Consider the following 12,088-nt stretch of genomic DNA (forward strand, 5'->3'; position numbering starts at 1 on the left):
AAGGTCACCTTGTCGCAGCGTAAGACAGCCGACCACGAGCGCCTGTTCGGGTGGCTGGACGATCCCGTCGACGCGCGCGGGATACGGTTCCGGCTGGACGACGGCTCCTGGCAGCGGCTCACCTACCGGGAGCTGGCCCGGCGCACCCTGGGGGCCGGCGCCGCCCTCGCCGACGCCGGGGTGCGCCCCGGCGACGTGGTGCCGCTGGTGGTGCCCGGCGGAGAGGACTTCGTCACCCAGTTCTTCGGGCTGCTCGCCATCGGCGCCGTCCCCTCGGTGCTGCCGCTGCCGCTGGCGCTGCGGGCGGGGGAGGGCTACCAGGCTCAGTTGAAGGCCATCACCGCCCGCATCCACCCCCGCCACGTCGTCGCGGACCCGCGCTACCACGACGTCGTCGGCGAGAACGTGGCCCGGATCGGCGGCGGCACCGAGGTGCTGGCCCCGCAGTACGCCGACCGGCCCGAGGAGGCCCCGCGCGCCTGGGGCGACCTGGCGGTCCTCCAGTTCACCTCCGGCTCCCGCGGCTCACCGCGCGGACTGCGCATCTCCATCGCCAACATGGCCGCCAACCTGCGCATGATCCAGGGCTGGATCGACCCGGTCGGCCACGGTGCCGTCACCTGGCTGCCGCTCTACCACGACATGGGACTGGTCGGCGGCCTGCTGGGCGCGCTGACCCTCCAGGTCGAACACGCCCTGATGCGCCCGGAGCAGTTCGTCCGGGACACCCCGGGCTGGCTCACCGAGTACGGCCGCACCCCCTACACCAGCATGTGCATGCCCAACTTCGGGTTCGAGCGGGTCCTGGCCACCGTCCGGCCCGAGCACCTGGAGGGGCTGGACTTCTCCGCGCTGACCGGCGTCATCAGCGGCGCCGAGCGGATCGACCCCGCGGTGATCGCCCGGTTCGCCGCCCTGCTCGCCCCGCACGGCTTCCGGGCGCGGGCCCTGATGCCCGCCTACGGGCTGGCCGAGGGCACCCTGGCCGTCACCGGCGTCCCCAAGGCGCGGGCGCCCCGGCTGGCCCGGGTGCGCGGACTGGAGCGGCGCCTGGGCGAGAAGCTGGACGTCGCCGAGGTCGTCGAGCTCACCACCGAACCGGTCGACGAACCCTGGAACTGGCAGGTGAGCTGCGGCCCGCCGCTGGGCGACACCCGCGTGGAGATCCTCGACGAGGACGGCGTGGCACAGCCGGAGGGCGTCCTCGGCGAGATCTTCGTGCAGGGACCCGCGGTCGCCGAGGGCTACGTCGACGCCGCGCCCGAGGACCGGGAGAAGCTCGACGACGGCAAGCTGCGCACCGGCGACGCCGGATTCCTGCTCGACGGCGAGCTGTACGTGGTGGGCCGGCTCGGCGACAGCGTCAAGATCAACGGCCAGAGCGTCTTCGTCGAGGACATCGAACTGGAACTGGTCGCCTCCGGACTGGTCTCGCGCCGCTGGGCGACGGTCGTCGCCGGCGTGGTCCGGGGCGAGCCCAAGGTGCTGCTGGTCACCGAACGCCCCCTGGGGGAGCGGCAGGAGGAGGCGCTGTCCGTCATGGCCGCGTTCACCGGCGGCACCCGGCACGCCGAGGTGCTCTGCGTCAAGCGGGGCTCCATCCCGCTGACCTCCAGCCGCAAGCCCCGCCGCCGATCGCTGTGGCTCGCCTACCTGGCGGGTGAACTGAAGGAGCGTACGAACTCGTGAGTGTGGTGGCCGCACCGGCACAGATTTCCCGCCTGTTCACGGCCGGGCCGTTCGGCGAGCACGTGGACCGGGCCCGCGAACGCGTCGCGGCCCTGCTGCGGCGGACCTTCGACCCGGTCGCCGAACAGGCCGAGACCGAGGGCCGCTACCCCCGCGACGCCCTGCTCGGGCTGGGCGCCGCAGGGCTGTTCCGCGAGCGCTGGGCCGGGGCCGGGCCCGCCGAGCCCTACGGCGACCCCGGCCTCGGGGTGATCATCGCCGAGGAGAGCGGCCGGCTCGGGCACGCCAGCCTGTCCGTCGGGCTCAGCCTGCACTGCGAGACGGTGCTCTCCGTGCTGACCCGCTTCGGCGACACCCCGCTGCTCGCCGAGTACCGCGAACAGGCGCTGGAGGGACGGCTGGTGGGCTGCCTCGGCGCCTCCGAACCGACCGGCGGATCCGACCTGAACGGCGTACGCACGGTGGCCCGCCGCACCCCCGACGGCTGGCACGTCACGGGCGAGAAGAAGTACCTCTCCCTCGGCCTGGTCTGCGACATCGCCCTGCTGCTGTGCCGCCTGGACGAGGGCTCCGGACCGGTCGCCGGCCGGCTCGGCCTGCTGGCCGTGCCCCGCTCCGGGCTCACCCCCCGCAAGCGGCTCAGCAAGGCCGGCACCGCCGGCCTGGACACCACCTGGATGGCCGTCGACGCCCACGTCCCGCCCGAGGCACTGGTCGGACGGCCCGGCAGCGGACTGATCGTGGCCACCTGGGGCCTCAACCACGAGCGGCTCTCGATCGCCGCCCAGGCCGTCGGCGGCGCCGCCCACGCCATCGGCCTGGCCACCGCCCACCTGCACCGCCGGGAGCAGTTCGGCAGGCCCCTGTTCGAACAGCAGGCGCTGCGGCTGCGGCTGGCCGAGCTGTCCTCCCGGCTGCTCGCCCTGCGCTACGCCGTCTACACCGCCGCCCAGGGGGTCGCGGTGCCCGGTGCGACCGGCACCCGCGAGATCGCGGCGCTGAAGACCACCGCCGCCCGGTTCGTCGAGGAGGTGACCAGCGAATGCATGCACCTGTTCGGCGGCCCCGGCTACCTCCCCGACGAGACCCCGATGTCCCGCCTGTGGCGCGACTCCCGGCTCGCCCGGATCGGCGGCGGCACCGACGAGATGATGTGGGAGCTGGTCGCCGGCGGACTGGTGCCCGACCACGCCGCCTACGACGAAGGTGTCGACCTCGGATGAAGCTGCTGCTGACCGGAGTCACCGGACAACTCGGGACCGCCGTCGCCGGCCTCGCCCCGCAGCGCGGCGTGCGCGTCGTGCCGCTGGTGCGCCCCGCCCGCCCCGGACAGGTGCCCTTCGAGCGGGCCTTCCCCTCGCTGGCCGCCGACCGCGTCACCGGCGACGTCCGCCGACCGCTGTGGGGCCTGGAGGACGCCGTTCTGGACGAGCTGGCGGACAGCGTCGACGCTGTCGTCAACCTCGCCGGGGACACCAACTGGGCGGGCAGCGGACGCGACCTGTACGCGGTCAACGTGCTGGGCGCCCGCAACGGCCACGACCTCACCCGCGAGCTGCAACGCCGCTCCGGCCGCCGGATCGTCTACGCCTACGCGTCCTCGATCTTCGTCGCGGGCGGCACCCTCGGCCGGATCGCCGAGGCCCCGCTCGCCCCCGACCGCCACCGCACCGCCTACGAGCACAGCAAGTGGCTGGCCGAACGGGAGCTGGAGCGGCGCCACACCCCCGGCGAACCCGACGTCCTCATCGCCCGGATCGCCGCCCTGCTCGGCGACTCGGCGACCGGCGCCACCCGCCGCCGCAACTCCCTGTACCTGCTCGCCGAACGCTGGGACGAGCTGCCCGGCCGGGTGCTGCCCGCCATGCGCGGCGCCAAGGTCGACGTCCTGCCCCGTGACGTGGCGGCCGGCACCCTGCTGGACGCGGTGGCCGGGCTGCACCGCGGCGGGCCGCGCCCCGAGCCCGTCTTCGCCCATGTGTCGGCCGGTGAGCGGGCCCCCGGCATCCGCGGTCTGCTGGAGGTGGCCCGCGCCCTGTCGCCGGTCACCTTCGGCAAGTGGCTGCGGGTCGTGCCCGCCTCGGCCGAGCAGGTGCTGTGGCTCTCCGCCCACGCTGAACGGGTCCTGCCGCTCTCCCAGGCATGGCGCAACAGCCTCACCGGGCTGCGCTACATCGGGCTGGACCGCGTCATGGAGCGCGGGCGGCTCGCGGAACTCGTCGATGGGCCGCTGCCCGAACCGTCCACCGAAAAGCTCGCCCGGCTGCTGTTCGACATCCCCGAACCACCGCGGCCCCTGGCCCCCGCCGACAGCGGATTGTCGAGGTTCCTGGCATGAACGTGTTGATCCTGGGCGGCTCCGGATTCCTGGGCGCCGCCGTGGCGCAGGCGTGCGAACGCGCCGGCGCCGATGTCCGGGTGCTCTCCCGCTCCGGCCGTGCCCCCGCGGGCGAGGGACTGCGCGGCGACGTGCGGATGCCCCGCCTCGGCCTGTCCGCCGCCGACGCGGCCCGGGTCCGGCAGGAGACCACCCACGTGGTGCTTTGCTTCGGCTCGGTGTCCTGGACCTCCGGCCCCGGCGAGGTCCTGGAGACGCACAGCTCCGGCATGCGCTCCGCCCTGGCCTTCCTGCGCGAACTGCCCGCCCTGCGGCAGGCCGTGCACGTCTCCTCGCTGCTCGCCCTGGGCCGCGCCGAGGGCCGGGTCACCAACCGCGAGCTCTACACCGGCCAGCGCTTCCGCAACTGGTACGAGTACGGCAAGTACTGCGCCGAGCGCCTGGCCCGCGACGCCGACGACCTGCCGGTGGGCATCGTCCGCTTCGGCCCCGTGCTCGGGCCCGACCCGCGCGGCGGGCGCCCCGACACCCGGCACGGACTGCCGGTGGCCTTCCCGCACCTGCTGGCCGGCTACCCCGTGCACCTGGCCCGGCGCGGCGACTTCCCCTGCTGGGTCACCGACGTCTCCTCCGCCGCCGAGATCGTCCTGAAGGCGCTCGGCACGCCCATCGGCCGGGCCACCTGGAGCTGGTTCGACCCGGCGCTGCCCACCCTCGCCGACGTCTTCACCGAGGTCTGCCGGCCCTGGGGAGTCGTCCCGAAGATCGTGGAGGCCGGCCCGCTGGGCCGCTTCACCCGCCTGCTCGGCGAGCGCCTGGGCACCCCCCGGGAGCTGGTCGACTACACCGAGCCCTGGTTCGACCTGGACGTGGACGTGCTCAAGGAGATACCCGAACCCTGGCCGGTGCCCGACCCGGACTACCTCGCCGCCACCGGCCGGGCCCTGCGCGACGGCACCCGGAGGAGGGCTCTCGCATGACCCGGCCCGACCAGCCCCGGCCGACCGCGCCGGCCCCGTTCGTACCGGTCCAGCCGACCGCCTCCCAGCACCCGCCGGCGCCGCCGGCCGCGCCCGACCCGCGGCCCCCGTCGGTGGACACCGATCCCCACCCGTACTTCCGCGTCTACTCCGCGGGCAACTTCGGCGAGGTCGCCCCGCAGCGCCTGTCGCCGATGTCCTGGTCCCTGGTGGGCGACCCGATGGAGCGCGGCACCCGCGCCCTGGCCCGCCGGCTGTGGGGCCGGCCCGCCTGGGCCGAGGGCGGCCACTACGTCTTCGTCGGCTACTTCGGCTGCCGCCCGTACCACAACCTGGCCGCCTACTGCCATCTGTCGGCCTCCATCCCGGGGCTCAGCCCCAGCGACGTCACCGACGCCTACTTCGAGGGCATCGACTCCCCCGAGGAGGTCACCGCGCTGCGCTCCGGCCGGGCCCGCCAGTGGGCGGGCAGCGCCAAGCTGCTGGGCGAACTGCGCGACGTCGGGCCCCGGCTGCGCTCCCTGGAGGAGCGGGTCGCCGAGCTGGAGTGGGGGCTGCAGGCCGCGACCACCACCGACAGCCCGATCGCCCTGGCCGGCGTGCTCCGGGACGCCCTGCCGGTGCTGGAGGACGCCTGGGCGGCGCACATCCTGACCACCTCCGGACTGGTCCCGGTGCGCGCCCTGCAACGCCGGGTCTACGGGCGGCTGCTGCGGCACGGCGAGGAGATCGCCCACTGGCTGACCCGCCCCCGCGAACTGGTCTGGGACCGCCTGCACACCGCCGCCGCCACCCTGGACCCCTACGGCCCCGGCGACTTCCTCGCCTCCTCCTTCTACGAGGTCGCCGACGGGCAGGCGCCCTGGCAGGACTACGCCGTCCGGCACAAGCAGGTGGCGTCCGGCAGCGGCGAGGCCGGCATGGCCGCCGTCGACCCGGCCGAGGCGCTGGCCGGCATGGTCTCGCCGTGGCGCAGCCGCACCGTGCGGGCGCTGGCCACCGCCGTCGGCGAGATGATGGCCGGGCGCGAGCACTCCAAGTCGCTGGCCATGCGCACCCTGCACGTCTACCGCCGGCTGCTCCCGGCGCTGGCGACCTCGCTCGGCGGCGACGCCGACCTGTGGCCGTACCTGACCATCCGGGAGTTCACCGACCTGGCCACCCGGCCCGGCCTGGTCGAACGGGCCCGCCCGCGGGTCGAGGCATGCCGCGCGGCGCTCGCCACGCCGATGCCCGAACACCTCGACCTCAGCGGCGACGACGGCGTCATCCGGCCCTGGCTCAGCCGCACCCCCCAGGGGCAGCGCGGCGTCGCGCCGGGCATCGGCGTGGGCACCGTGATGACCCCGGAGAGCGAACCGCCGGACGAGCCGGTCATCATCATCTGCTCCTCGGCGGACGCGGACATCGCCCCGCTGCTGCCCTTCGCCGAGGGCGTGCTCAGCGAGCGCGGCAGCGACCTGTCGCACATCGCCATCCTGTCCCGCGAGTACGGCATCCCGTGCGTCGTGGGCTACCCCGGCGCGGCCTCGCTGCCGGCCGGCACCACCGTGTCCATCAACGGCAGTACCGGAGAGGTGACCATCCTTGACGCTCCCTGACCCCACCCCCGCGGCCCCCGCCACCGGCGGCAGCACCGACACCCTGACCGCCCTGGAGGAGGTCTACGCCCAGATCAAGCGGGTCCGGCGGGACCTGCGCCCCTCCGACCGGATCGTGCAGGACCTGGAGATCGACTCCCTGGCCACCCTGGAGATCCTCCTCGGCCTGGAGGAGCGCTTCGGCGTCTCCCTGGTGGACAACCCCCGGGCCGCCGGGGTCACCACCGTCGGCGACCTGGTCGCCCTCCTCGACGAACTGCGCGCCGCGCGCCCCTCCTGACCCACCGCACCCGGCGGACCACCCCCTCACTCACGACGGGAGATGACGTGCTTCCCGATGCCACCGCGTTCGACGCGCTGCACCTGCTGGCCCTCAAGGGCACGGCACCGGCCGACCTCCTCGCGGCGGGCCTGCGGCTCGGCGCCGAGGACGCCCGGGCCGAGCTGGAGAAGCTGCGCGCCGACGGGCTCGCCACCCACGTGGAACGGCGCGGTCTGTGGCGCGTCACCCCCGAGGGGCGGCAGCGGCACGCGGCGCTGCTCGACGAGGACCTCACCGGCGGCGCCCGGGACCGGCTGCGCCCGGGCTACGAACGCTTCCTGCCGGTCAACGACCGCTTCAAGGAGCTGTGCACCCGCTGGCAGTTGCGCGACGGCACCGCCAACGACCACACCGACCCCGGCTACGACGCGGCCCGCGTGGCCGAACTCGGCGCCGTGCACGAGGAGACCACGCCGATCGTCGCCGAACTGGCCGCCGTCCGCCCCCGCTTCGCCCGGTACGCGGACCGGCTGACCGGTGCGCTGGACCGGCTGCGGGGCGGCGAGACCAAGGCGTTCACCGGCGTGCTCTGCGACTCGTACCACGACGTCTGGATGGAGCTCCACCGCGATCTGCTGCTCTGCCTGCGCATCGAGCGGGAGGCCGAGGAGCGCGCCAGGGGCGCCCGGTGAGCGCCGGCGCCCCGGTGCGGCGGCTCACCGCCGCGGCCGGCGACGGGGACCGCGCCACGCTGGGCGGCAAGGCCGTCGGACTCGCCGCCCTGCTGCGGGCCGGCGTCCGCGTCCCCGACACCTGGGTGGTGCCGGTCGGTGCCGAACCGGCCGCCGCCGACCTCGCCACGGTCGCCGCGCACGCGCCGCGCTGGGCGGTGCGCAGCTCGGCCACGGTCGAGGACGGCACCGGCCTGAGCTACGCGGGCATGTTCCGCAGCGAACTCGACGTCCCCGCGGCCGGCCTGGCCGCCGCGGTCGCCGCCGTACGGGACTCGGCTCGCAGTCAGCGGGTCGCCGCCTACCGGGCGCGCAGCGCCGCGGCCGGCCCGGAGGCCGGCATGGCGGTGCTGCTCCAGCCGTTCCGCACCCCGGTGCGCAGCGGACTGTGGCTGGGCCGCGGACCCGGCCGGGGCCGCCTGGAGTGGACCGACGGCAGCGGCGAGGCACTGGTCTCCGGCGCCGTCACCCCGGCCTGGGAGGAATGGGCCGACGGCAGTCGCACCGCGGGCTCGGCGCCCACCGCGCTGAGCGACGCCGGCCGGCCGGTCGGCGCGGCCTGCGTCGCGCTCCAGGAACGGCTCGGCAGGCCCGCCGACCTGGAGTTCGCGCTGCTCGACGACGGGCTGGTGTGGCTCCAGTTCCGCCCGATGACCGCCGAGCTGGGCACCCCGTCCGAGCGGCCCGCCGGGGACGGCGCCGACCTGGTGCGCGGCACCGCCGCGGCCGCCGGCCGGGCCACCGCCCGCGGCCTGCGGCTGGACCACGCCGACGACCCGCGGTGGGAGCCCGGCGCGGTCCTGCTGGCCGAGCGGACCGACCCGGACTGGGTCCCGCTGATGGCCGAGGCGGCCGCGCTGGTCACCGCCGAGGGCGGCATGCTCTGCCACGCGGCCATCGTCGCCCGCGAACTGGGCGTGCCCTGCGTGACCGGGGTGGGCGCCGACGCGCTGGCCCGCCTGGCCTCCGGCCGGCCGCTGGAGGTCGACGGCACGGCGGGGACGGTGGCCGTCCGGTGACCGCGACCCGCACCGAGCTGGGCGACCTGGCCGAGGAGCAGCAGGACTTCGCCGCCCTGCTGCGCTCCCTCGCCGACGCCGACTGGCGCCGCCCCTCGGCCGCCGCGGGCTGGACCGTCGCCGACCAGGTGGCGCACCTGGCCGACACCGAAGAGGTCGCCGCCGACACCCTGACCGGCGGGGAGCGCGCCTTCGCCGTGGCCGTGCCGCGCCACCGCACCGCCGAGGAGTTCACCGCCGCCGGCTGCCGGCGCGGCGACGGGCTGGGCCCCGCCCGGCTGACCGCCTGGTGGGAGGAGTCCGCCGCCCGCACCCGCCGGCTGCTCGCCGCACGCGACCCCGGCGACCGGGTGGCCTGGGGCCTGGGCATGACCGCGCGGACCTTCGCCACCGCCCGCCAGATGGAGCACTGGGCGCACGGCCTGGACATCCGCGACGCGCTGGGCCGCCCGGTGGACGAGCCCGCACGGCTGCTGCGGATCGCCGCCCTCGGCCACTCCACCCTGCGGTACGCCCTGGCCCGCGAACGGGTGCCCTGGCCCCGGGGCCGCAGCCTGCGCCTGGAACTGACCGCCCGGGACGGCACCCGGCACACCGTCGGCCCGGCCGACGCCACCGACGTCCTGCACGGCCCGCTGCTCGCCTGGTGCCGCACCGCCACCCGGCGCTCACGCGCCGACCCGGCCGCCTGGCGGGCCGACGGCGAACTCGCCGCCCTGGCACTGCGGTACGCACGGGCCTATCTCTGACACGAGACGGTAAGGTGACCGAATGGTCAAGGTGGAAAAACAACTGACAATTGCCTGTACACCGGAAGCCTTTCTCGACTTCGTCATGGACGTCGAACGCTACATCGACGTCGACGACAAGATCGCCTCGATTTCCTGGGTGCGCCGGGACGGCAATCTCCTGGAGTTCAAGTTCCAGCCCAGACTGCCCGGTCTGCCGCTCCCGGAACCGAAAGCGGTCGCCCAAATGCGACTCACCCCGGGCAAGTGCATCGACATCGAACTGGCGCCGCTTCCGCAGAACAGATTCAACCACCGCATGGCCCGCTTCGCAGCCCGCTTCGCCTGCGAACCGGTGGACGGCGGCATCCGGGCCTCCCGCATGATCTCCTTCCAGTTCAACCCGTTCTCCCGCTGGCTGCTCGACCCCGTGCTGCGGCGCACCATGCCCGCCTCGGTCGAGCGTGAACTCCGGTTGAGCAAAGCGATTCTGGAAAACCGCCCGAGCGGCTAGCCTCTGGTGCGCGAGGCGCGCAGTCCGACGACAGGGAAAACCCATGGCGATATCGGCGAACCACAAAACACCGGACGCGGACGGGGAGCGGCACGCCCATGTCATCGTGATCGGCGCGGGGCTGTCGGGAATAGCCGCCGCGGTGAAACTGCGCCGCGGCGGCATCACGGACTTCCTGGTCCTGGAGAAAGCGGACCGCGTCGGCGGCACCTGGCGCGAGAACACCTATCCGGGCTGCGCCGTCGACATCCCCTCACCGGTGTACTCCTTCTCCTTCCACCCCAACCCCGGCTGGACCCGCAACTTCGTCGGCCAGCCCGAACTGCTCTCCTACATCGAGGACACCGTCGACCGGTTCCACCTGCGCCCGGCGCTGCGGCTCAACACCGAACTGCTCGAAGCCTCCTGGTCGGAGGAGCGCCGGCGCTGGGTGCTCCGCACCGACCGGGGACGCTACGTCGCCCAGCACGTCGTCTTCGCCTCCGGCCTGCTGCACGAACCGGTCGTCCCCGACCTGCCCGGACTGGACACCTTCCCCGGTGAGACCTTCCACTCGGCCCGCTGGAACCACGACGTCGACCTGACCGGCAAGCGGGTGGCCGTCATCGGCACGGGCTGCTCGGCCATCCAGCTCATCCCGGAGATACAGCCCCTGGTGGACGAGCTCCACGTCTTCCAGCGCACCGCCGCCTGGGTCCTGCCCCGGCTGGACTTCCCGGTGCCCCGGCCCGTGCGGGCCCTGTTCCGGGCCGTACCGCCCGCCCACCGCCTCTTCCGCGCCGTCTGCGCCGCCGTCATGAAGGGCCTCGGCCTCGTGGTGCGCCACCCCGGCGCGGCCCGGCTGCTCACCCCGCTCGCCAAGCTCTTCCTGCGGCGGCAGGTGCCCGACCCGGCGCTGCGGGCCCAGCTCACCCCCGACTTCACCATCGGCTGCAAGCGGCTGCTGCTGTCCAACACCTACCTGCCCGCGATGACCCGGCCCAACGTCCGGCTGCTGCCGCACGCCCTGACCGCGGTCGACGGCAACCAGTTGATCGCGGCCGACGGCCGGCGCGCCGAGGTGGACGTCATCGTCTTCGGCTCCGGCTTCGAGATGCGCCACCCGCCGATCGCCGAACGCATCCGCTGCCGCGACGGCCGCCTGCTCTCCGAGGTGTGGAAGACCCGCAGTCCGGAGGCGTACCGGGCCACCACCCTGCCCTCGGTGCCCAACGCCTACCTGCTGCTCGGCCCCAACATCGTCATGTACCACTCGCTGCTCGCGCTCGCCGAGGCCCAGCTCGACTACGTCGTCGACGCCATCCGCACCGCTCGCGCGCACCGCATCGACGCCCTGGAGATCCGGCCGCAGCCCTTCCGCGCGTACAACGACGAGGTGCAGCGCGGCCTGTCCACCACCGTCTACAACACCGGCGGCTGCAGCAGCGTCTACCTCGACGAGCACGGCAAGAACTTCGTCACCTGGCCCTGGACGGTCAAGAGGCTGCGCAGCGACCTGGCCCGGTTCGACATCGAGAACTACGACACCACTCCCGCGGAGCACTGAATGTACGACTACACGCAGTCCCTCAGGCGCAGTGACGCCAGCCGGGACAAGGTGCGGCAGCGGACCGAGATCGACCTGCGCGGCCGGCGGTGGACCCTGCTGCCCGACGTGTTCTCCCCGGCCGACACCAAGTCCAGCCTGGCCCATCTGGACCTGCTGAAGTTTCCGGTGGACGGCACCTTCCTGGAGGTCGGCTCCGGCACCGGGCTGATCGCCGTCAGCGCCGCCCTGGCCGGCTGCCGCGCCGTCTGGGCCACCGACCTCAACCCCGCGGCCGCCGAGAACACCGCGCTCAACGCCGCCCGCTTCGGGCTCGCCGACAAGGTGACCTCCGTCCACAGCGACCTCTTCGACGCGCTGCACGACGCCCCCGCGTTCGACGTCGTCTACTGGCACTCCAACAACGTGTGGGCGCCGCCGGACCTCGACTACTCCGTCCACCAGCGGGCCTACGTCGACCCCGGTTACGAGGCCCACCGCCGCTACTTCCGCGAGGCGCCGGATCACCTGGCGCCCGGCGGCCAGGTCCTGATCGCGCTCAGCAGCCGGGCCCGCCGCGCCGAGCTGGAGGAGCTGGCGGCCACCGAGTCCCGCCGCCTGGTCACCGTCGACTCCACCACCGTGCAGGAGCCGGAGGGCCCGGTCGTCTACGAACTCATGGAAGTCGTCACCCTCTGACG

General features: G+C 74.4%; 12 protein-coding genes. All 12 read left to right on the plus strand.

Annotation, left to right across the window (positions count from 1 at the left end):
* Positions 1-9 precede the first annotated feature (9 nt).
* Genes IE316_RS11325 through IE316_RS11380 form a run of 12 tightly spaced genes read left to right on the plus strand, consistent with a single transcriptional unit; the run spans position 10 to position 12,086 of the window.
* Positions 10-1,689: an AMP-binding protein gene (locus tag IE316_RS11325; RefSeq protein WP_190204087.1), complete on the plus strand. Its 1,680-nt coding sequence runs from the start codon at positions 10-12 to the stop codon at positions 1,687-1,689.
* Complete coding sequence (locus IE316_RS11330) at positions 1,686-2,912, plus strand: acyl-CoA dehydrogenase family protein (RefSeq protein WP_190204088.1); 1,227 nt, start codon at positions 1,686-1,688, stop codon at positions 2,910-2,912. Before IE316_RS11325 ends, IE316_RS11330 begins: the two co-directional genes overlap by 4 nt.
* The gene (locus tag IE316_RS11335; RefSeq protein ID WP_190204089.1) at positions 2,909-4,027 is read left to right on the plus strand and encodes an SDR family oxidoreductase; all 1,119 of its coding nucleotides are present in this window, start codon (positions 2,909-2,911) and stop codon (positions 4,025-4,027) included. The genes IE316_RS11330 and IE316_RS11335 overlap by 4 nt, the downstream gene beginning before the upstream one ends.
* Positions 4,024-5,007: an SDR family oxidoreductase gene (locus tag IE316_RS11340; RefSeq protein ID WP_190204090.1), complete on the plus strand. Its 984-nt coding sequence runs from the start codon at positions 4,024-4,026 to the stop codon at positions 5,005-5,007. Before IE316_RS11335 ends, IE316_RS11340 begins: the two co-directional genes overlap by 4 nt.
* The gene (locus IE316_RS11345; protein ID WP_190204091.1) at positions 5,004-6,608 is read left to right on the plus strand and encodes a PEP-utilizing enzyme; all 1,605 of its coding nucleotides are present in this window, start codon (positions 5,004-5,006) and stop codon (positions 6,606-6,608) included. The genes IE316_RS11340 and IE316_RS11345 overlap by 4 nt, the downstream gene beginning before the upstream one ends.
* Entirely contained in the window at positions 6,595-6,888 is a 294-nt protein-coding gene (locus tag IE316_RS11350; RefSeq protein ID WP_190204092.1) for an acyl carrier protein, read from the plus strand. Before IE316_RS11345 ends, IE316_RS11350 begins: the two co-directional genes overlap by 14 nt.
* 47 nt (positions 6,889-6,935) lie before the next feature.
* Positions 6,936-7,562 (plus strand): MarR family transcriptional regulator, encoded by a 627-nt coding sequence (locus IE316_RS11355; RefSeq protein ID WP_190204093.1) that lies wholly within the window; start codon positions 6,936-6,938, stop codon positions 7,560-7,562.
* Positions 7,559-8,620: a PEP-utilizing enzyme gene (locus IE316_RS11360; protein ID WP_190204094.1), complete on the plus strand. Its 1,062-nt coding sequence runs from the start codon at positions 7,559-7,561 to the stop codon at positions 8,618-8,620. The genes IE316_RS11355 and IE316_RS11360 overlap by 4 nt, the downstream gene beginning before the upstream one ends.
* The gene (locus IE316_RS11365; protein ID WP_190204095.1) at positions 8,617-9,369 is read left to right on the plus strand and encodes a maleylpyruvate isomerase family mycothiol-dependent enzyme; all 753 of its coding nucleotides are present in this window, start codon (positions 8,617-8,619) and stop codon (positions 9,367-9,369) included. Before IE316_RS11360 ends, IE316_RS11365 begins: the two co-directional genes overlap by 4 nt.
* 22 nt (positions 9,370-9,391) lie before the next feature.
* Positions 9,392-9,862 carry an SRPBCC family protein gene (locus IE316_RS11370; protein ID WP_190204096.1) on the plus strand — a complete coding sequence of 157 codons (471 nt, stop codon included), beginning with the start codon at positions 9,392-9,394 and terminating at the stop codon, positions 9,860-9,862.
* A gap of 43 nt (positions 9,863-9,905) precedes the next feature.
* Positions 9,906-11,408 carry a flavin-containing monooxygenase gene (locus IE316_RS11375; RefSeq protein WP_190204097.1) on the plus strand — a complete coding sequence of 501 codons (1,503 nt, stop codon included), beginning with the start codon at positions 9,906-9,908 and terminating at the stop codon, positions 11,406-11,408.
* Positions 11,409-12,086, plus strand: coding sequence for a methyltransferase domain-containing protein (locus IE316_RS11380; RefSeq protein WP_190204098.1), 678 nt, complete (start codon positions 11,409-11,411; stop codon positions 12,084-12,086).
* Positions 12,087-12,088 lie beyond the last annotated feature (2 nt).

The sequence above is a fragment of the Streptomyces fumanus genome (assembly GCF_014655295.1).
Lineage (GTDB): Bacteria > Actinomycetota > Actinomycetes > Streptomycetales > Streptomycetaceae > Streptomyces > Streptomyces fumanus.